Below are 19,178 nucleotides of genomic sequence, written 5' to 3'. Positions count from 1 at the left end.
ATCGGAGCCCCACCCCGCATGACTGTGATCCACCCTGTCTCGTTCGAGTCGAACGAGGTCGTCACCACCCCCGAAGACATCACCGCCGAAGTCAGCACGACCGAGGACATCACCACCGAGAACGCCGTCGAGGCCCCGACCGGCCCGACGTTCCACGAGCTGGGCCTGCCCCAGCCGCTCGTCACGGCGCTCGAGCGCCGGGGCATCCACCGTCCGTTCGCCATCCAGACGTCGGCGCTGCCCGACGCCCTGGCCGGCCGCGACGTGCTCGGCAAGGCCGCCACGGGCTCGGGCAAGACCCTCGCCTTCGGCCTGCCGCTGCTCGCCCGCATCGGCGCCGAGGTGAAGAACGGCCGGCGCGCCCCCCGCGGGCTGGTCCTCGTGCCGACCCGCGAGCTCGCCCAGCAGGTGCACGACAACCTGGCCCCGCTCGGGCAGGCGACCGGCGTCCAGCTCGCCACCGTCTACGGCGGCGCGCCGATGTACCGCCAGATCCAGCAGCTCCGCCGTGGCGTCGACGTCATCATCGCCACCCCCGGCCGGCTGCAGGACCTGATCAGCCAGGGTGAGGCCACCCTCGCCGAGGTCGTCATCACCGTCCTCGACGAGGCCGACTTCATGGCCGACCTGGGCTTCCTCCCGGTCGTCAAGGAGCTGCTCGACCAGACCGACCGCAACGCCCAGCGCCTGCTGTTCTCGGCGACGCTGGACGGCGAGGTCGACTCCCTGGTCCGCCGCTACCTCAAGGACCCGGCCCGGCACGAGGTCAAGCGGGCCGGGGACGACGCCCCGCCCGCCGAGCACCTGGCCTTCAGCCTCGCGTTCCGCGACAAGCTGGCTGTCGCCACCGAGCTCGCCGGCCGCCCCGGCCGGACGATCGTCTTCGCCCGTACCCAGCTCGGCGTCGACCGGCTCGCGGAGAACCTGCAGGCCGCCGGCATCAAGGCCGAGGCCATCCACGGTGGTCTGCCCCAGGCCGCGCGCAAGCGCGCCCTGGAGGAGTTCACCGACGCACGCTCACCGGTCCTGGTGGCCACGGACGTCGCGGCTCGCGGCATCCACGTGGACGACGTCTCGCTGGTCCTGCACTACGACCCGCCGACGGACGCCAAGACCTACCTGCACCGTTCGGGCCGCACCGCCCGCGCCGGTGCCGCCGGTGTCGTCGTCTCGCTGCTCCTGCCCGACCAGGTGGGCCAGTCCAAGCGACGCTTCCGCACGGCCAAGGTCGACCCGGCGATCGACCGGATCCGTCCGGGCGACCAGGCGATCCTCGACCTCGTCGCCAAGGGCGTCGCGGTGGAGCCGAAGGAGCGCACCCAGCGCGACATGCGCCGCGGCGGTGGCGGCCCCGGCGGGCGTCCGCGTCGTGACGGGGACCGTCCCACCGGCGGTTCCCGTGGCGGCCCGCGCCGCTCGTTCGGCGACAAGCCGCGTCCGGCCGGCGAGCGCTCCTCGGGGTCCTCGTACGGCGAGCGTTCCTCGGGCAGCTCGTACGGCGACCGGGGCCCGCGCTCCGGTGGCGGCCGGCCGAGCCGGCCGTCGCGCTACGGCAGCTAAGAGTCAGATAGACCAGAGCGGCCGGTCCCGGGATCTCCCGGGGCCGGCCGCTCTGTCGTTCCTCGGGCGAGATCTGCACACTCGCCCCCATCAGGCCGCTGACGAGGGCGAATGTGCAGATCTCGTCGCCTAGTCGCGGAAGACGAGGGCTCCGCTGACCTGGGTGACGACCTCGTCCCACTCCGGGCGCAGGGTGGCGGCGTCCTCGGCGCGCAGGACGGCGTGCGGATCGGCCTCGCCCCGGGCCACGGCCGTGCCCAGGGCCGCGGTGGGGGAGAGCAGCTCGTCGACGCGGGTCAGGCCGGCGTACTCGGCGAGGTCACGGACGCCTTCGACCGGCTGGGCGAACGCCTGGTGGTCCACCAGCCCCGCGGCGCCGTCCGCCACCTCCGCCAGCACCTCCGACAGCCCGGTGAGGTCGTAGCGGTCCTGGTCGGCCGGCAGCGGTGGCACGTCGGTGTCGGCGACCTCCGCCCAGGAGGCGATCTCGACGAGGTCGTGGCTCTCGCTGCCCTTGCAGAAGCGGGCCAGCTCCGCGGGGGTGTCGAAGACGAAGACCTCGCCGTCGCGGCCCAGGAACCGGGCGACGTCCTCCACGTAGCAGCGCAAGGTCACCCCGGCGCCCTCGGGGACGACGATCTCGACGGGGAGGATGCCGACGGACTCCCAGAAGGCCCCGGCCTTCGCCACCTCCGCGGGCGTGGCGCTGATGCCGCCGCCTCGCGCGATGGTGCGCACCGGCGCCGCGACCGCGGGCTCGTCGTCGTCGACCAGGACCACGTCGTCAGGGACGTCCTCCGGGTCGACGTCCTCGACCTCGGAGGCCGCCGGGTAGTCCTCGAGGGTCGAGGAGCCGGCACCGGTCCAGTCGAAGTGCTCGTTCAGCTCCTCGACGACGTCCTCCCACAGGTCGTCGAGGACGCCGCCGACGCCGACCCAGGCGTCCTCGCCGGAGCGGCCGACGAATGCGTCCACGCCCAGCCCCAGGGAGCCGATCTCGGGCTTGGCGGCGAGTTCGGCGACGGCCTCGAACTGCGTCTCGTCGTCGTCCTCGTCCTCGTCGTCGCCGGCACCGGTGTCCAGGCACTCGGCGAGCCGGCTGACGATGTCGACCGTGGCGGCGAGCTCCTCGACGGCCCACCGGTCGGGGTTCTCGGCGGCGATGTCGTAGACGCCGTCGAGGTCGAAGCGGTGGTCGTCGTCGGGCGTCAGGTCCTCGGCGTCCAGACCGACCACGACGGGCCAGACCGGGTGGTCGGCGAGGTCGTGGTCGGTGCTGGTGCGGCAGAACGCCGCGAGGGCCGCGGGGGTGGGGAAGAGGTGGACCTTCGCCGTGTCGTCCTCGGTGGTGCCGAGGAACGCCTGCCACTCCTCGCCGTCCTCCTCCCACGGCGGAGCCCAGAGCGTGTAGCCGGTTCGGTCGTCGAGGGTGAGTGCGATCGGGACGATGCTGGGCCTGGCCACGGGGACACCCTGCCAGATGCGCGGCCCGCCTTCTCCGCAAGCGCCGGGGCGCCGACGATCGTCGCCGGCGGGTCAGACCTTCGGCTGGGCGCCCTTCCTCGTCCGGGGTGCGGGGCGGACGACGAGGACGGGGCACGGCGCGTAGTGCTGGACCCGCTGGGCGGTGCTGCCGACGAGGATCGCGTCGCTGATCCCGCGCCCGCCGGCCGCCACCACGACCAGCCCGGCGTCGTGCTGGTTCGCGAGCTTGATGATCTCCGCGGCGGGCGACCCGCTGCGGATCTGCTTGTCGATGCTCGGCCCCCAGTCGTCGAAGACGGCCGCCACCGCGTCGACGGCTCCCTGCGCCGCGTCCCGGAAACTGCCCGCCCCCTCGCCGGGGCCGGGCGGCTCGGCCTCGGAGATCTCGTCGGCGAAGGCGACCGAGGCCAGTGGCCGGATCACCGCCACGACCGAGATCGTGGTGATCTTCTGGGGGTCCGCGAACGACTTCAGGTGACGGGCCGCGGCCAGCGACTGCGGCGACCCGTCCGTGGCGACGATGACGTGCATCTCAGACTTCCTTCCGGTCGGCGGTCTTCGGATCTCCCCGCCGGGAGCCCTGGGGGCGGTTGCGCGAACCGACGGCGTACTCGACCAGGAACAGGACCACGCCGACGGCGAGGAGGCCGGCGCACCAGATCAGCGAGCTCGGGTCGTCGTAGATGGAGAACCCGAGGATGGCCAGGTTGCCGACCAGCCCGACGATCAGCAGGGGCGTGTTCGCGCGGAAGGTGCGTTCGTCCTCGTCCCGCCCGCGCAGCTTCAGGCAGGCGACGATCACCAGGGCGTAGATGGCCAGGAGCAGCACGACGGTCACCAGGGCCAGCCGGTTGACCAGGTCGATGCCCCCACCGGTCTGGAAGAAGTGGCCGACGAGCAGCAGGGCGGCGACGACCACTCCGCTGAAGAGGAGACCGACCCACGGGCTGCGGCGGGTGGCGTGGATCTTGGCGAAGACGCCCGGGACGACGTCCTCCTTGGCCATTCCGTAGAGGATCCGCGGCTGCGTGACGACCGTGACCAGCGTGGTGTTGGTGATCGCGATCAGCGCGATGATCGAGAACAGGGTGGTCATGAAGTCGGTGGAGAAGGGGAGGATGCCCTGCTTCACGACCTCGAGCAGGGCTGCGTCGGAGCCGGCCAGCTGGTCGACCGGCACGGTGAGGGCCGCGGCGACGGAGACCAGCACGTAGACGATGCCGGCGACGACCATCCCGCCGACCAGCGACCGCGGGAAGGCGCGGTGCGGGTCGATCGTCTCCTCCGCGACGTTGGCGGTGTTCTCGAAGCCGGTCATCGCGAAGAAGGAGAAGGCGATACCGGCGAGGACCGCGAGCGCCGGGTTGCCCGAGACGCTGATGTCGGTGAGGACGCCGAAGTCCGCGTCGCCCTGGGCGATGTACCAGATGCCGATGCCCATCACGATGAGCAGGCCGGCGACCTCGACGAACGTCATCAGCATGTTCATCACCACCGACTCGGTGATGCCGATGAAGTTGACGACGACCAGGGCCAGGAGGAAGACGAGTGACACCAGCAACGCCGGCGGGCCGTCCCAGACCGTCGCGAAGTAGGAGGAGAAGCCGGTGGCCAGCGAGCCCGTCGCCGCGAAGCTCGCGGCCAGGAACGACACGGTGGTCATGAAGGTGAGCGCCGTGCTGCCGAAGGCCTTGTTGATGTACAGCGCGGCGCCGGCGGCCTGGGGGTACTTCGTCACCAGCTCGGCGTAGGCCGCTCCGGTGATGGCGGCGATGGTGACGCCGATGGCGAAGGCGATCCAGAAGGCCCCGCCGACGGCCGCTGCGACCAGGCCGATCAGGACGTAGATCCCGGAGCCCAGGACGTCACCGAGCGTGTAGAAGAACAGCTGCTTCCCGGTGATGGATCGCCGGAGGCCGCTGTCCTCGTCGTCGACCGTGGGGGTGTCGGTATGGGCCACGGGTCCCTCGTTTCGGCGAGCGGGAGCTGTTGACGGCCGATCTTGCTCCTGTCGGCGGCCCGCTGCTCGGCGGAGGCCGGGCCGTGGTGCGGTCTCGGGTGAGGGCTGTGCGCATCTGCTGCTGCACGACGACGAAGCCGGCGCTCTCGTAGAGGGCGATGGCGGTCGCGTTGTCGCCGAACACGTTCAGCTCCAGGGCCGAGCGTCCGCGGGACCGAGCCGCCTCCTCGGCGGCGGTCAGCAGGGCCCGTCCGTACCCCTGGCCCCGGTGCGGCTCCTCGACCTCGATGTCGTAGAGGAAGGCGCAGTCCGCCGTTCCGCGCGGGTGCTCGAGGCTGAGCCAGATGCGACCGACGGGCTCCCCGTCCGGCCGCGTCGCGGTGAGGAGCAGCATGCCGGGGGTGCCCAGGCCCTGCGGCAACAGCGCGGCATTGCCCTCCCGTGCCCGCCGGAGCGCCTCGCCGGGCGCCCAGTTGCCGCTTCGCACCTGCTCGTCGGCGTAGGCGCGGGCGAGGGCGTGCTGCCACGCGGTGAACTCGGCGTCGGTCATGGCGCGGACGGTGATCTCCGGCATCCGGCGATCATCCCGACCGCGCCCGTCTCAGCCAACCGTGCCGCGTCCCGCCCGGGAGCTCAGACCCCGATCGGGTGCCACACCGTCTTGGTCTCCAGGAACGGGGTCATCCGGGACAGCCCGGGGTCGGCGGTCCAGTCCGGCTCCGTCGCCGGTGGACGGACGACGCGCTTGACCGTGCCGGCCGCCTCGCGCTCGAACTCCATGGCCCGGCCGGCGGGTGCGCCGGTGAGGTCGATGCCGTCGACGTCGGCGTGCTCGGCCAGCCAGGTGCCGAGCTCCTCGGCGTCCCCGGTGAGGACGTTCACCACTCCGCCCGGGACGTCGCTGGTCGCGAGGACCTCCGCCAGCGTGACGGCGGGGATCGGGCGCTCCTTCGAGGTCACGACGACGGCCGTGTTGCCGCCCGCGAGGACCGGCGCCAGGACGCTGACCAGACCCAGCAGGGACGACTGCTGCGGCGCGAGGACGGCGACCACGCCGGTCGGCTCGGGAATCGAGAAGTCGAAGTACGGCCCGGCCACGGGGTTCGCCCCGCCCAGGACTGCGGCCAGCTTGTCGGTCCACCCGGCGTACCAGACCCACCTGTCGATGGCGGCGTCGACGGCGGCGCGGGCCTTGGAGGCGCTCAAGCCCTCGACGGCCGCGACCTCCGCGCAGAACTGGACGTGCCGGCCCTCCATCACCTCGGCGACGCGGTAGAGCACCTGGCCGCGGTTGTAGGCGGTGGCGCCCGACCACTTCGCGAAGGCGCCGCGGGCGGCGACGACGGCGTCGCGGGCGTCCTTGCGGGAGGCCCACGCGGCGTTCGCCAGGAAGTGCCCCTTGACGTCGGTGACCTCGTAGGTCCGGCCGGACTCCGACCGCGGGAAGGCCCCGTTCACGTAGAGCTTGTAGGTCTTGCGGACGGCGAGCCGGTCGTTCACGAGTGCGTCGCTCCTCTTTCCATGGGTCGCTTCCGCGGCCTCTCCGGTCCTCGCTCGTTGGCGCTCGCTGCGATCCTCACGGCCTGTCCGCTCCCTTGAGATAGGCGGTCAGACCGTGCCGTCCGCCCTCGCGGCCGTAGCCGGACTGCTTGTAGCCGCCGAACGGCGACGTCGGGTCGAACTTGTTGAACGTGTTGGCCCAGACGACGCCGGCCCGCAGCTGGTTCGCGACCTTCAGGATGCGCGAGCCCTTCTCCGACCAGATGCCCGCCGAGAGCCCGTAGGTGGAGTTGTTCGCCTTCGCGACGGCCTCGTCGGGGGTGCGGAAGGTCAGCACGGACAGCACCGGGCCGAACACCTCCTCGCGGGCGATCCGGTGGGCGGGGGAGACGTCGGTGAAGATCGTCGGCGGGAACCAGTAGCCGCGGTCGGGCAGGTCGCACGCCGGCTGCCACCGCGTCGCGCCCTCGGTCTCGCCGTAGTCGGACAGCTCCTTGATCCGGGCCAGCTGCTCGGCGGAGTTGATCGCGCCGATGTCGGTGTTCTTGTCCAGCGGGTCGCCGACGCGCAGGGTGCCGATCCGCCGCTGCAGCGAGGCGATGACCTCGTCGTGGATCGACTCCTGCACGAGCAGCCGGGAGCCGGCGCAGCAGACGTGGCCCTGGTTGAAGAAGATGCCCTGCACGATGCCCTCGACCGCCTGGTCGATCGGGGCGTCGTCGAAGACGATGTTCGCCGCCTTGCCGCCGAGCTCCAGGGTGAGCGACTTGTGGGTGCCGGCGACCGCGCGGGCGATCGACTTGCCCACCTCGGTGGAGCCGGTGAAGGCCACCTTGTCGACGTCGCGGTGCTCGACGACGGCCCGGCCGGTCTCGCCCGCGCCGGTCACGATGTTGACCACGCCCGGCGGCAGGTCGGCCTGCTGGCACACCTCGGCGAACAGCAGCGCGCTCAGCGGCGTCGTCTCCGCCGGCTTGAGGACGACGGTGTTGCCGGCGGCGAGCGCCGGGGCGACCTTCCACGCCAGCATCAGCAGCGGGAAGTTCCAGGGGATGACCTGGCCGGCGACACCGAGCGGGCGCGGGCTGGTGCCGAGGCCGGCGTGGTCGAGCTTGTCGGCCCAGCCGGCGTAGTAGAAGAAGTGCGCGGCGGCCAGCGGCACGTCGACGTCGCGGGACTCGCGGATCGGCTTGCCGTTGTCCAGCGACTCCAGGACGGCGAACTCCCGGGCGCGCTCCTGCAGCAGGCGCGCGATGCGGAAGAGGTACTTGCCGCGGTCGGCCGGGCGCATCGGACCCCAGACGCGGGTGAAGGCGCGGCGGGCGGCGGTCACGGCCCGGTCGACGTCGGCCTCGCTGCCGGCGGAGACCTCGGTGAGGACCTCCTCGGTGGCCGGGTTGACGCTCTTGAACGCCTCCCCGGTGCCGTCGACGAACTCGCCGTCGATGAACAGGCCGTAGGACGGCTGGATGTCGACGATCGAGCGTGACTCGGGGGCGGGGGCGTACTCGAAGACGCTCATGTAGGTCAGTCCACCGTGACGTAGTCGGGACCGGAGTAGTGGCCGGTGCGCAGCTTCTGACGCTGCAGCAGCAGGTCGTTGAGCAGGCTGGAGGCGCCGAAGCGGAACCAGTCGGGGTCCAGCCAGTCGGCGCCCACGGTCTCGTTGATGAGCACGAGGTGCTTGACGGCGTCCTTCGTCGTCCGGATGCCACCGGCCGGCTTGAAGCCGATCTGGCGGCCGGTCGCGGCGCGGAAGTCCCGGACGGCCTCGAGCATCACGAGGGAGACCGGCAGGGTCGCTGCGGGGGAGACCTTGCCGGTGGAGGTCTTGATGAAGTCGCCGCCGGCCAGCATGGCGATCCAGGAGGCGCGGCGGACGTTGTCCAGGGTGACCAGCTCGCCGGTCTCGAGGATGACCTTGAGGTGCGCGGGTCCGCAGGCCTCCTTGACCGCCACGATCTCCTCGAAGACGTCGAGGTAACGGCCCGACAGGAACGCGCCCCGGTCGATGACCATGTCGATCTCGTCGGCACCGTTCGCGACCGCGTCCTGCACGTCGGCGATCTTCACCGCGCGGCTGGCGCGGCCGCTGGGGAACGCGGTGGCGACGGCGGCGACGTGGATGCCGCTGTCGCCCAGTGCCTCGCGGGCGACGCCGGCGAGGTCGCCGTAGACGCAGACGGCCGCGACGTGCGGGCACGCGGGGTCGCCCGGGTCGGGACGGCGGGCCTTGGCGGCCAGCGAGCGGACCTTGCCGGGGGTGTCGGCGCCCTCGAGGGTGGTCAGGTCGACCATCGAGATCGCGGTGTCGATGGCCCACGCCTTCGCCGTCGTCTTGATCGAGCGGGTGCCGAGCTGGGCGACCCTGGCCTCGGCGCCGACCTGGTCCACCCCGGGGAGGCCGTGCAGGAAGGTGCGGAACGCGGAGTCGGACCGGGTGACGTCGTCGTACGGCGGCAGGGGTGCCATCAACGCGCGCGCGTCATCGGGCAGCGCGTCGGGATCGAGCACGTGGGTCATGCGCCCATTGTCCCCTGCGGGTGCCGGCCCTCGGCGCCCGCTCACCCGGGATGGGGGAACCTGGTCCAGATCGACCCGGAGCGGTGGCCCTCAGCCGGCCATTCGCGGCCTCGAACCGTCCGTCTCAGGGACAGTGCTTCGCTCGACCCACCTGCCGATACGGTGTGCCGCGTGCAGCTCACCGTCGTCGACCACCCGTTGGCCCGTGCCCGTCTGTCCCGGATGCGCGACGAGCGGACGGACAACGCCATGTTCCGCGCCGCGCTGCGCGAGCTCACGCAGATGCTGGTCTACGAGGCGACCCGCGATCTCGCCATCGCCGAGGAGCGGATCCAGACCCCGGTCACCGCGACGACCGGCTACCGGCTGGCGTCGCCGCCGCTGATCGTGCCCGTGCTGCGGGCCGGTCTCGGGATGGCCGACACCGCGCACGGGATGCTGCCCGAGTCGCAGATGGGCTTCGTCGGCCTGGCCCGCAACGAGGAGACCTTCCAGCCCGAGGCGTACATGGCCTCCCTCCCGGAGACGCTGGTCGACCGCGAGGTGTTCGTGCTCGACCCGATGCTCGCCACCGGTGGTTCGCTCGTGCACTGCTGCGGCCTGCTCACCGCCCGCGGGACCACCTCGATCACCGTCCTGTGCGCGCTGGCAGCGCCGGAGGGCATCCGCCGGCTGGAGGAGAGCGGGCTGCCGCTGCGGGTCTTCACCGCCAGCGTCGACGAGGGGCTCAACGACAAGGCCTACATCGTCCCGGGGCTCGGGGACGCCGGCGACCGCCAGTTCGGCGCGGTCTGACCATGCGCTTCGGCGTCCTCGGCACCGGCTTCTGGGCGAAGGAGGTGCACGCCGCCACGCTGGCGGGGCACCCCTCCGCGGAGCTGGCCGGGGTCTGGGGCCGGGACGTCGCCAAGGCCAAGGCCGTCGGCGCCGAGTTCGACGTCCCGGGCTTCGCGGACGTCGACGACCTGCTGGCGCAGGTGGACGCCGTCTCCATCGCGCTGCCGCCGGACGTCCAGGCGCCGCTGGCCGAGCGCGCCGCGGCCGCCGGCAAGCACCTGCTGCTGGAGAAGCCGATCGCGCTCGACGTGGCCGGTGCCGACCGACTGGTCGCCACGGTCCGCGAGGCGGGCGTCGCCTCCGTCGTCTTCTTCACCTTCCGCTTCCGTCCGTCGACGGCGACGTGGCTCGAGCAGGCCGCCCGGTCGACGCTCGCCGGCGGGCACGGGTCGTGGCTGTCCTCCCTCGCCGGCTCGCCGTTCGACTCCTCGCCCTGGCGCCAGGAACGCGGCGCCCTCTGGGACATCGGCCCGCACGCCCTCTCGCTGCTCGTTCCCGCCCTCGGGCCGGTGACCGCCGTGCAGGCGGGCGCCGGGCTCGCCGACACGGTGCACCTGGTGCTCACCCACGAGTCGGGCGTGGCATCGACCGTCACGGTGTCGCACACCGTGGCGCCCATGTCGGTCGGCAACGAGTTCTTCGTCCACGGCGACGCCGGGCGGCTGGTGCTCCTGCCGGAGGACGGCGTGGCACCGGAGGCCTTCGCGGTCGCGGTGGACGAGCTGATGCAGGCCGCGCTGACCGGCGGCGCGCACGCGTGCGACATCGCGTTCGGGCGGGACGTCGTCGCCGTCCTGGAGACCGCGGCACGGGCGCTCGACACCGGATGCCGGGAGTCCGTCGCCCCCTGACGGGTCAGGGGGCCGTCTGCGGCACGTTCGGCCGTCGCACCAGGACCGACAGCAGCATCGTGGTGTCGGTCTGCTGCACGTACGACAGCCCGCGCAACCGGCTGATCACCCGCTCCAGGTGCGGTACGTCCCCGGCCACGACACGGACCATCGCGTCCGCGGCGCCGGCGACGGTGAAGGCCTCCACGATCTCCGTGACGTGCTCGAGGTCCCGGCGCATCGTCTCGAACGGCACCGTCCCGTTCGTGTAGAGCTGCACGACCGCCTCGATGTCCCAGCCCATGGCCTGCGGCTCGACGACGGCGGTGAACCCCCGGATCGCCCCGTCGCGGACCAGACGGTCGACGCGGCGCTTGGCCGCCGAGACCGACAGACCCACCTCGTTGCCGATCTCGGCGTAGGTGCTCCGACCGTCGCGCAGCAGCACCCGGAGGATCCGGTGGTTCAGGTCGTCGAGATCGGGCATGCCTGATCCTTGCGTTTCGGCGCTGTGAACGCAACAAATCAGCGTGATTGCGCTGCGATTCGCAATGTCCTTCACACCCACCTCGGCTCTACGTTTCTCGCTGTCGCCGCCGCACGAGCCGAGGAGAGCGTCCCGAATGGCCGACCTGACCCGCGCCGAGGAGCGTGCCCTCGCCGCGATCGACCGGAACGCGGTCGTGGCCTCGCTGGTCGACCTGCTCGCCGTCCCGAGCATCAGCGGGACCGACGCCGAGAGCGACGTGCAGCACCTCCTGGCCAAGGACGTGCACGCCCTGGGCCTGGACGTCGACCTGTGGTCGATGGACGTCGCGGCGCTCTCGGCGGCCGACGGTTTCCCCGGCAGCGAGGCCCCCCGGTCGGAGGCCTGGGGACTGGTGGGCACGCAGACGGGCGAGTCGGCCGTCCCGGCGCTGGTGCTGCAGGGGCACGTCGACGTCGTCCCGCCGGGCGACCTCGCGCATTGGCGGACGGCCCCGTTCGAGCCGACGCTGGTCGGCGGCCGGATCCACGGCCGCGGCGCGTGCGACATGAAGGCCGGCGTGGTCGCCAACCTCGCCGCCGTGCGCGCGATCCGCGACTCGGGCGTCCGCCTGCGGGGCGGGCTTGCCCTGCACCTGGTGATCGGCGAGGAGGACGGCGGACTCGGCGCGTTCGGCACCCTGCGGCGCGGTCACACCGGCGACGCCTGCGTCATCACCGAGCCGACCAGCGGAACGCTGATCACCGGCGCCGCCGGCGCGCTCACGTTCACCCTCGAGGTCCCGGGCGCGGCCACCCACGCGGCCACGCCCTACGCCGGGTCGAGCGCCATCGACTCCTACGTCCGACTGCACATGGGCCTGCAGTCGCTGCAGGCCGAGCGCAACCGCATCGTCGAGCCGCTGATGCGCGAGTACCCGACCCCGTACCCGCTGGTCATCGGCCGGGTGCAGGCGGGGGACTGGTCCAGCAGCGTGCCCGACCGGCTGGTCGCGGAAGGCCGACTGGGCCTGCGGATCGAGGAGGACCCGGCAGTCGCGCGCGCCGAACTGGAGCACTGGGTGGGCGTGGTGGCCCAGGCCGACCCCTACCTGCGCGACCACCCGCCCGTCGTCACCTGGTCAGGGGGGCAGTTCGCCGGCGGCAGCCTCCCGGACGGGCATCCGCTGGCGGGCGTCGTCGCCGCGGCGCACGCCGACGTCACCGGCGGCCCCGCGCCGCGCGAGCGGGGCGCTCCGTACGGCAGCGACCTCCGGCTCTACGCGGACGCCGGGATCCCGACGCTGCACTACGGGCCGGGCGACGTCCGGCTGGCGCACGGCCCCGAGGAGGCGGTCGAGGTGGACGAGGTCGTCCGCGTCGTCGAGGCGCTGGTCCTCACCGCGCTCCGGACGTGCGGCACCCACGACGGCTGAGCCGGACTACCGCCGGACGGCGTAGCGGAGCATGACGACGCCGTTGCCGAACCGGCGCTCCTCCAGCAGGTCGAGGTCCGTCGGGGTGTCCGCCGACTCGAACAACCGGCGCCCCCGGCCGATCACCACGGGCATCACGTAGAGGCGGTACTCGTCGACCAGGTCGAGACGGCGGAAGGTCTCGACCAGGTCGACGCCGCCGACCGTCATGTCACCGCCGGGCTGCTGCTTCAGGGCGCGGATCTCGTCGGGATCCACCTCCGCCCGGAGCGTGGCGTTGGGGCCGACCTCCTGCAGCGTCCGGGAGAACACGATCTTCGGGACCGTCCGCCAGATGCCGGCGAACTCCTGCATGACCGCCGGGTTGTCCGGGTCCTGATCGGCCCCGGGCCAGTACTCCTCCATGAGCTCGTAGGTCACGCGCCCCTCGAGGAAGGCGCTCCTCGTCGCGAGCTCCTCGTTGAAGTGCTGGTGCAGCTCCTCGTCGACCTTGTGCCAGCTGATGTCCCGGTCCGGCCCCTCGAAGAACCCGTCGAGGGACAACCCCATGTGTACGACCACGTTGCGCATCGAGCTTCCCTTCGGTTCCAGGACTTCGGCAGAGAAGACCGTCGGCGGGCGACAAGCTCATCGGTACCGGCTTTACCGCGCGCGGCGGCTCGGAGCGGAACGCTCTCACGAGCCAACTTGTGGCGTCGGTTGCTCATGAGGGAGGCGATACGACACGTCCACGTTCGGTCGCGCGTTGACGGTCCAGTGACGCCGTCCCTGGTCTGTTGCCGCCACTTCGCGCACGCGGAGCTGAGTGCGGGGGTGCGGTATGCGCGGGTCGGTGTGGGAAACTTCTACAATTTTCGCATCGGCCTCAAGGGATCCCATCGCAGACTCGAACTAGCGCGAACCAGTATCAAGTTCGGATCAATCAGGTTCAGGAGGTGAAGATGGATCTCCATATGGAGCTGAGGGAGATGGTATTCAAGCTGCTTGCAGGATACGAGTGCATCGTAGAGCAGGTCAGTGACTACATCGCCGTCGATGGTGGCTCGCAGACGTGTCGCTTTCGCATTGACCTCCAGGATAGATACGTCATGGTGGACGCAGGTGCCGAGGGGGAGTTCGTCTTCGAGGTGACCATTGAGACGAGAGAAGGACAAGCGTTGATGATGTCGGCGATAAGCTCGCTAGTAGAATGGAAGGGCGTGGACGCCGTGCGCCGCATTGGTCGAGGTCGCCTTAGTGAATACTCCGCTTTTCGTTCCGTATGAGCCCTAGATGGTCACTATCTGGCGAGGCGCAGCTGAAGTGCTGTGACGCATGATTATGAGTCGGCCGGTGGCCCCCTCAATGCGGTCCTCGAACAGAGCCACCAGCTGGTCAATCTATTGCTCTCTGATCGCTCCGCCGAGTCGTCCCTAGCTGAACTCGATGTGGCGGTGCAGCTCAGTGAAGGCGACGGCGTCCAGGTATGGGGAATGTATGCCTGCTTGATCGGCCTGGATGGGTTCCGGGAGCCGTGGGAGCCGCTTGCACAGCGAGATGGACACGATCGACCGTGGCGGGTTACCCAGTCCGCGATCCAGGCGAGCCAACGGATCAAGGAAGCTGTGGACACGTGGACACACACGCCAGCGTGAACTGGCTGGCAAGCCGGCGCAGGGGCACTGCCTACAGGACGAGGGCCGCAGACATCTCCGTGCGCAGCTGGTCGAGCTCGTCCTCGCCGCGGCCACGGGCGGCGATCAGGCCGGCGTCCTCGTGCACCGGGACCACCGTCTCGAGGTAGGCCTTGAGCTTGGGCTCGGTGCCGCTGGGCCGGACGATGACCCGGACGCCGTCGCCGAGCAGCCGGACGGCGTCGACCGGCGGGTCCTGCAGCGCCAGGTCCGCGTACTGCACCGGGCGGCCCAGCAGGGTGGCCGGCGGCCGGGCCCGCAGCCGCGCCATCGCGTCGGAGATCAGCGACAGGTCCTCGACCCGCACCGACAGCTGCCCGGTCACGAACAACCCGTGCTCCTGCGCCAGCTCGTCCAGCCGGTCCAGCAGCGTCCGACCCTCTGCCTTCAGCTTCGCCGCCAGCAGCGCCACGGCGAGCGCTGCGGAGATGCCGTCCTTGTCCCGCGCCACCGTCGGCGTCACCGCGTACCCCAGCGCCTCCTCGTAGCCGTAGACCAGCGGCACCTGATCCGATCCGGCCCGGATGATCCACTTGAAGCCGGTCGGGGTCTCCGCCGACGGCTGCCCGGCTGCCTGCGCGATGACGTGCATGAGCGAGCCGCTCACCAGGGACGACGCGTACGTCCCCCGGACGCCCCGGCGCAGCAGCCAGTCGGCGAGCAGCGCGCCTACCTCGTCACCGGTCAGCTGCCGGCCGCCGCACACCACGGCGCAGCGGTCGGCGTCCGGGTCCTCCGCGATCGCGACGTCGGCGCCGATCCGCTCGGCCAGCGCCTTCAGCAGGTCGGTCGCGCCGGGCTCCTCCGGGTTCGGGAAGGCGACGGTCGGGAAGGCCGGATCGGGGGAGTCCTGCTCCGGAACGCTCTGCGGCGGAGTCAATCCCGCGGCGGCGAACACCACGCGCGTCGTCTCCGCGCCCACCCCGTGCATCGCGGTGTACGCCACGACCAGATCTCCACGGGGGGGCACGCGGGCCGGCTCCAGCGCGTCGACGACCGCGGCCACGTAGTCCACCTGGACGTCGTCCCCGAGGGTCAGCCAGTCGTCGGAGAGCGGCACCTCGCGCGCCGGGCCGACGGCCGCGATCGCGGCCTCGATCGACCGGTCCGCCGGCGGCACCAGCTGCGCGCCGTCGCCCAGGTAGACCTTGTAGCCGTTGTCGTCGGGCGGGTTGTGGCTGGCGGTCACCATGATCCCGGCGGCGCAGCCCAGGTGCCGGACGGCGAACGACAGCACCGGCGTGGGCAGCGCCTTCGGCAGCACCTGCACCGCGAAGCCGGCCCCGGCCAGCACCGCGGCGGAGATGTGCGCGAACTCGTCGGACCGGCGGCGGGCGTCGTAGCCGATCACCACGCCACCGCCCGCATGCCCGGCGTCGGCCAGGTGCCGGGCCAGCCCCGCGGCGGCCCGGGTGACGACGGCGGCGTTCATCCCGGCCGGTCCCGCGCGCAGCGGTCCGCGCAGCCCCGCCGTCCCGAAGGTGAGCGGCCCGGCGAACCGGCGCCCCAGCTCGGCGGTGTCGCCCGACGCCAGCAGCGCCTCGATCTCGGCGCGGTCACCGGCATGCGGATCGGCGTCCGCCCACGCCCGGGCGGTGGCGATCAGGTCGTCGGTCATGCGGAGAAGTGCTCCGCGTCGAACTCCGCGGTCGTGTACTCGCCGCCGACGCGGCCGTGCACCTGGTCGCCGAGGTCCGGCTCACCGTGCACCTCGATCAGCGCCTCGGCGTAGACCTCCGCGTCGTCCTGCGGCTCGTACCCCAGCGCGCGGGCGGCCGAGAGGTCCCACCAGTTGCGGGTGTTGGCCGAGACGCCCCAGACGACCGAGAAACCGGGGGACGGCGTCGTGAGCGCGGCGTCGACCAGCGAGACGGTGTCGTCGGGGGAGAGCCAGGTGGACAGCTGCCGGGTCGTGGTCGGCTCGGGGAACGCGCTGCCGATCCGCAGGCAGACGACGTCCAGGCCGTAGCGGTCGACGTAGAGCGAGCCGAGCGCCTCCATCGTGACCTTCGAGACGCCGTAGTAGGTGTCCGGCCTCGGCGGGGCGTCCACCTCGCGGAGCAGTCCGCCGTCGGGACGCGGCGTGTAGCCGGTGGCGTGGTTGCTGCTGGCGAGCACCACGCGGGGGACGCCAGTGAGCCGGGCGGCCTCGAGCGCGCAGAAGGTGCCCTCGATGTTGGCGTGGCGGATCGCCGGCCAGGTGGACTCCCCGGAGATGCCGGCCATGTGCACCACCGCGGATGCCCCCTCGGTGGCGTCGACCATCGCCACCAGGTCGGTGACGTCGGCGACGACCTGCTCCTCGCCGGGGCGCACGTCGGGGACCGGGACGACGTCCAGCGAGCGCACCGCCCAGCCGCGCTCCGGCAGGCCGCCGCGCAGCCAGGTGCCGATGCGTCCGGCCGCCCCGGTGACCAGGACGAGGCCGCTCACGGGAGGCGCCCGATCAGCTCGACGAGGAACTGCCCCAGCCGTCCCGCTGCCGCCTTGCCCGCCGCGATCACCTCGTCGCCGTCCAGCTTCTCCCCGGTGACGCCCGCCGCGGCGTTGGTGACCAGCGAGAGGCCGAGGACCTCCAGGCCCTCGGCGTGGGCGGCGATGGCCTCCAGCGCCGTGGACATGCCGACGAGGTCGGCGCCGAGCGTGCGCAGCATGCGGATCTCGGCCGGCGTCTCGTAGTGCGGACCGGGCAGCGCCGCGTAGACGCCCTCCACCAGGGAGGGGTCGAGCTCCTTGGCCAGCGCCCGCAGCCGCCTCGAGTACAGATCGGTCAGGTCGACGAAGTTCGCGCCGACCAGCGGTGAGCGCGCCGTCAGGTTGAGGTGGTCGCTGATGACCACCGCCTGGCCGACGCGGTGATCGGTCGCCAGGCCGCCGGCGGCGTTGGTGAGGATCAGGGTCCGCACGCCCGCCGCGGCCGCCGTCCGCACGCCGTGCACGACCGGGTCCACGCCGCGCCCCTCGTACAGGTGGGTGCGCCCGAGGAAGAGGAGCACACCCCGGTCACCGACCCGGACCGACCGGACCTCGCCGCCGTGACCGACGGCCGTCGGGGCGGCGAAGCCGGGCAGGTCGCCGATGGCGACCGATGCGGTGGGCGGACCGAAGGCGTCGGCGGCCGGCGCCCAGCCGGAGCCCATCACCACGGCGACGTCGTGCGGGCCACCGAGGGCCGCGGTGAGCGCCTCGGCGGCCGAGGCGGCCTGTGCTGCGGTGTCGGTTCCGGGAGGCCGGGTTCCGGGGGGCTGGGTCACGCTCGGACGCTAACGCAGGGACGCCGCACCGATGGTCACCCCCGTCTCAGTCGTCACCGACCCGGCGTGTTACCCGGTTCCGCAACCGGCGCCACCGACCATGTCCGGGTGCAGCGCATCGAGCTCGACGGCGTCCCGGTCCTCACCGAGGCCGGTCCCGACCGCGTCACAGCGGCCCTCGTCTTCGGCGTCGGCCACCGCGACGAGACATTCGCGACGGCGGAGGTGACCCACCTCGTGGAACACCTCGTGATGGGCGCCCTGCCCAAGTCCCACCTCAAGTGCAACGCGGTCACCGACGTCGACGTCACCGCCTTCTACGCGACCGGCCGCCCGGAGGCCGTGGCCGCGTTCGTCGACGGGGTCTGCCGGGCGATCAGCGACCTCCCCACCGAGCGCCTGGACTCCGAGATCGGCGTCCTGCAGGCCGAGGACTGCTCCACCGGGAACTCCACCTACGGCTCGCTGTGGGCGGCGCGGTACCGGCTGGCCGGGCCGGGGCTGGTCGCCACCGGCGGGCCGGGTGCTGCCTACCTGACCGAGGAGGTCGTGCGGGCGCACGCCCGCCGCTGGTTCGTGCGCGAGAACGCCGCCCTCTGGTGGCACGGCGAGCTCCCGGAGGCGGGGCTCTCGCTGTCCCTGCCGTCGGGTCCCCGCCCGCAGCGGTTCCTGCCGCCGCCGCGACCGCAGTCCGCGCCGGTCTGGACGCAGTACTTCGCCCCCGGGGTCGGGCTGCTCCTCAGCGCCGGCAGCACCTACGACCCGGCGATGAGCATCGGGATCGAGGTCCTCAAGGAGCGGGTGCGCGACATCGCCCGGCACGCCCGGGGGCTGAGCTACCACGCGGACTCCATGGCGCTGGACCTGCACCCGGCGCTGCGCGAGGTGGCGGTCGTCATCGACGCCCGCGAGGGCCAGGAGAGCGAGGTCGCCCGGATCCTGTGGGAGCAGTACGAGGCGCTGTCCACCACCGGCCCGACGGAGGAGGAGCTCCGGCACGCCGTCGCGGGCTTCGAGGAGGAGCTGGACGGCGACGCGGACGGCGTCGTCCAGGCCGAGCTGGCCGACGCCGCGTACTGCGCGATCGCCGGCATCCCCTTCCACCCGATCGCCGACGTCCTGACCGACTGGCGCGCCATGACCCCGGACCGGGTGGCGGCCGCGCTGGCGGCCGCCCGTCGCTCGGCCGTGCTGTACGTCCCCGAGGCCGCCGGGTTCACGGGCATCCACGGGCTGCACCGCCGCCTGATGTGCGACTACGTCCCCGAGCTGCCTCGCGGCACGACGTTCCGGACCCCGGCGCTCACGCGGCTGGTCAACAAGTCGGCCCGCCTGCGCATCGTCGTCACCGACGACGGGCTGGCCCACGGGGACGCCGACGGCGACGGGCACTTCATCCCGTGGCCGGCGGTCGAGGCCGTCGTCCCGGCGGACGACGGCAAGGGCTTCCAGGTCGTCGGCCGCAACATGTGCGGGATCGTCGTCCACGAGGAGATGTACGGGCGCAAGGCGGTCGCGGCGGTGCGCGAGCGCATCCCGGCGCATCTGTGGCTGGCGCCGCCGCCCGAGTCGCGCCGGATACCGGCGCCTCGCGCCCCGGTGGACTGACCCGGCGAGGCCGTCCGGGGACCGCTCACCGACCTGGGTGATCGTGC

18 protein-coding genes are annotated in these 19,178 nt (G+C 72.3%); 6 read left to right on the top strand and 12 right to left on the bottom strand.

Going from position 1 to position 19,178, the window contains the following annotated elements; translation table 11 throughout:
* The first annotated feature begins 18 nt into the window (after positions 1–18).
* On the top strand, positions 19–1,560 hold the full coding sequence (locus tag CRP30_RS02180) for a DEAD/DEAH box helicase (protein WP_097182323.1): 1,542 nt from the start codon (positions 19–21) through the stop codon (positions 1,558–1,560).
* 129 nt (positions 1,561–1,689) lie between these two features.
* On the opposite strand, the gene CRP30_RS02175 is transcribed toward CRP30_RS02180, so the two are convergent.
* The 7 genes from CRP30_RS02175 to deoC form a co-directional block, all read right to left on the bottom strand.
* Entirely contained in the window at positions 1,690–3,024 is a 1,335-nt protein-coding gene (locus CRP30_RS02175; RefSeq protein WP_097182322.1) for a SatS C-terminal domain-containing protein, read from the bottom strand.
* Between the two features lie 72 nt (positions 3,025–3,096).
* Positions 3,097–3,576 carry a universal stress protein gene (locus CRP30_RS02170; RefSeq protein WP_097182321.1) on the bottom strand — a complete coding sequence of 160 codons (480 nt, stop codon included), beginning with the start codon at positions 3,574–3,576 and terminating at the stop codon, positions 3,097–3,099.
* Position 3,577: 1 nt separating this feature from the next.
* Positions 3,578–5,005: an APC family permease gene (locus tag CRP30_RS02165; protein WP_097182320.1), complete on the bottom strand. Its 1,428-nt coding sequence runs from the start codon at positions 5,003–5,005 to the stop codon at positions 3,578–3,580.
* Positions 4,911–5,579 carry a GNAT family N-acetyltransferase gene (locus CRP30_RS02160; RefSeq protein ID WP_097182319.1) on the bottom strand — a complete coding sequence of 223 codons (669 nt, stop codon included), beginning with the start codon at positions 5,577–5,579 and terminating at the stop codon, positions 4,911–4,913. The genes CRP30_RS02165 and CRP30_RS02160 overlap by 95 nt, the downstream gene beginning before the upstream one ends.
* Before the next feature lie 59 nt (positions 5,580–5,638).
* Positions 5,639–6,505 (bottom strand): aldehyde dehydrogenase family protein, encoded by an 867-nt coding sequence (locus CRP30_RS02155; protein WP_097182318.1) that lies wholly within the window; start codon positions 6,503–6,505, stop codon positions 5,639–5,641.
* Between the two features lie 76 nt (positions 6,506–6,581).
* Positions 6,582–8,027, bottom strand: coding sequence for an aldehyde dehydrogenase family protein (locus tag CRP30_RS02150; RefSeq protein ID WP_097182317.1), 1,446 nt, complete (start codon positions 8,025–8,027; stop codon positions 6,582–6,584).
* Positions 8,028–8,032: 5 nt separating this feature from the next.
* The gene (deoC, locus tag CRP30_RS02145; RefSeq protein ID WP_200814501.1) at positions 8,033–9,028 is read right to left on the bottom strand and encodes a deoxyribose-phosphate aldolase; all 996 of its coding nucleotides are present in this window, start codon (positions 9,026–9,028) and stop codon (positions 8,033–8,035) included.
* A gap of 171 nt (positions 9,029–9,199) precedes the next feature.
* Between deoC and upp the strand changes: the two genes are divergently transcribed.
* Together upp and CRP30_RS02135 are read left to right on the top strand one after the other, a co-directional pair.
* On the top strand, positions 9,200–9,823 hold the full coding sequence (gene upp / locus CRP30_RS02140; RefSeq protein ID WP_097182316.1) for a uracil phosphoribosyltransferase: 624 nt from the start codon (positions 9,200–9,202) through the stop codon (positions 9,821–9,823).
* A 2-nt stretch (positions 9,824–9,825) separates the two neighbouring features.
* Complete coding sequence (locus tag CRP30_RS02135) at positions 9,826–10,716, top strand: Gfo/Idh/MocA family protein (protein WP_097182315.1); 891 nt, start codon at positions 9,826–9,828, stop codon at positions 10,714–10,716.
* A gap of 4 nt (positions 10,717–10,720) precedes the next feature.
* Here the strand turns inward: CRP30_RS02135 and CRP30_RS02130 are convergent, their stop codons facing one another.
* Positions 10,721–11,182, bottom strand: a complete 462-nt coding sequence (locus tag CRP30_RS02130; RefSeq protein ID WP_097182314.1) for an Lrp/AsnC family transcriptional regulator — start codon at positions 11,180–11,182, stop codon at positions 10,721–10,723.
* Positions 11,183–11,318: 136 nt separating this feature from the next.
* On the opposite strand from CRP30_RS02130, the gene CRP30_RS02125 reads away from it, so the two are divergent.
* Positions 11,319–12,596, top strand: coding sequence for an ArgE/DapE family deacylase (locus CRP30_RS02125; protein WP_097182313.1), 1,278 nt, complete (start codon positions 11,319–11,321; stop codon positions 12,594–12,596).
* A 6-nt stretch (positions 12,597–12,602) separates the two neighbouring features.
* Here CRP30_RS02125 and CRP30_RS02120 read toward each other — a convergent pair whose 3' ends face one another.
* Positions 12,603–13,166, bottom strand: a complete 564-nt coding sequence (locus tag CRP30_RS02120) for a dihydrofolate reductase family protein (protein WP_097182312.1) — start codon at positions 13,164–13,166, stop codon at positions 12,603–12,605.
* 365 nt (positions 13,167–13,531) lie between these two features.
* Between CRP30_RS02120 and CRP30_RS02115 the strand changes: the two genes are divergently transcribed.
* A complete protein-coding gene (locus tag CRP30_RS02115; RefSeq protein WP_143278387.1) occupies positions 13,532–13,861 on the top strand; it encodes a hypothetical protein in 330 nt (109 codons plus the stop codon).
* A 400-nt stretch (positions 13,862–14,261) separates the two neighbouring features.
* Here CRP30_RS02115 and CRP30_RS02110 read toward each other — a convergent pair whose 3' ends face one another.
* From CRP30_RS02110 to CRP30_RS02100, 3 genes are read right to left on the bottom strand one after another with little or no spacing between them, the layout of a single operon-like run.
* Positions 14,262–15,887, bottom strand: coding sequence for a phospho-sugar mutase (locus CRP30_RS02110; protein WP_097182310.1), 1,626 nt, complete (start codon positions 15,885–15,887; stop codon positions 14,262–14,264).
* Entirely contained in the window at positions 15,884–16,702 is an 819-nt protein-coding gene (locus CRP30_RS02105; RefSeq protein ID WP_097182309.1) for an NAD-dependent epimerase/dehydratase family protein, read from the bottom strand. Before CRP30_RS02105 ends, CRP30_RS02110 begins: the two co-directional genes overlap by 4 nt.
* Positions 16,699–17,523: a purine-nucleoside phosphorylase gene (locus CRP30_RS02100; protein WP_097182308.1), complete on the bottom strand. Its 825-nt coding sequence runs from the start codon at positions 17,521–17,523 to the stop codon at positions 16,699–16,701. The genes CRP30_RS02105 and CRP30_RS02100 overlap by 4 nt, the downstream gene beginning before the upstream one ends.
* A gap of 108 nt (positions 17,524–17,631) precedes the next feature.
* Between CRP30_RS02100 and CRP30_RS02095 the strand changes: the two genes are divergently transcribed.
* The gene (locus tag CRP30_RS02095; RefSeq protein WP_097182307.1) at positions 17,632–19,131 is read left to right on the top strand and encodes a peptidase M16 family protein; all 1,500 of its coding nucleotides are present in this window, start codon (positions 17,632–17,634) and stop codon (positions 19,129–19,131) included.
* Positions 19,132–19,178 lie beyond the last annotated feature (47 nt).

Source organism: Blastococcus haudaquaticus, from assembly GCF_900230285.1.
GTDB lineage: Bacteria > Actinomycetota > Actinomycetes > Mycobacteriales > Geodermatophilaceae > Blastococcus_B > Blastococcus_B haudaquaticus.
The sequence above is the reverse complement of the archived record's forward strand: the minus strand, read 5'-3'. Positions and strand labels throughout refer to the sequence as shown.

What these genes read in the sequence shown, in the direction of transcription:
- CRP30_RS02180 (WP_097182323.1), top strand. Translation starts at nt 19, where the DNA reads ATGACTGTGATCCACCCTGTCTCGTTCGAGTCGAACGAGGTCGTCACC.
- CRP30_RS02170 (WP_097182321.1), bottom strand. Translation starts at nt 3,576, where the DNA reads ATGCACGTCATCGTCGCCACGGACGGGTCGCCGCAGTCGCTGGCCGCG.
- CRP30_RS02160 (WP_097182319.1), bottom strand. Translation starts at nt 5,579, where the DNA reads ATGCCGGAGATCACCGTCCGCGCCATGACCGACGCCGAGTTCACCGCG.
- CRP30_RS02150 (WP_097182317.1), bottom strand. Translation starts at nt 8,027, where the DNA reads ATGAGCGTCTTCGAGTACGCCCCCGCCCCCGAGTCACGCTCGATCGTC.
- deoC (WP_200814501.1), bottom strand. Translation starts at nt 9,028, where the DNA reads ATGACCCACGTGCTCGATCCCGACGCGCTGCCCGATGACGCGCGCGCG.
- CRP30_RS02135 (WP_097182315.1), top strand. Translation starts at nt 9,826, where the DNA reads ATGCGCTTCGGCGTCCTCGGCACCGGCTTCTGGGCGAAGGAGGTGCAC.
- CRP30_RS02130 (WP_097182314.1), bottom strand. Translation starts at nt 11,182, where the DNA reads ATGCCCGATCTCGACGACCTGAACCACCGGATCCTCCGGGTGCTGCTG.
- CRP30_RS02125 (WP_097182313.1), top strand. Translation starts at nt 11,319, where the DNA reads ATGGCCGACCTGACCCGCGCCGAGGAGCGTGCCCTCGCCGCGATCGAC.
- CRP30_RS02120 (WP_097182312.1), bottom strand. Translation starts at nt 13,166, where the DNA reads ATGCGCAACGTGGTCGTACACATGGGGTTGTCCCTCGACGGGTTCTTC.
- CRP30_RS02110 (WP_097182310.1), bottom strand. Translation starts at nt 15,887, where the DNA reads ATGACCGACGACCTGATCGCCACCGCCCGGGCGTGGGCGGACGCCGAT.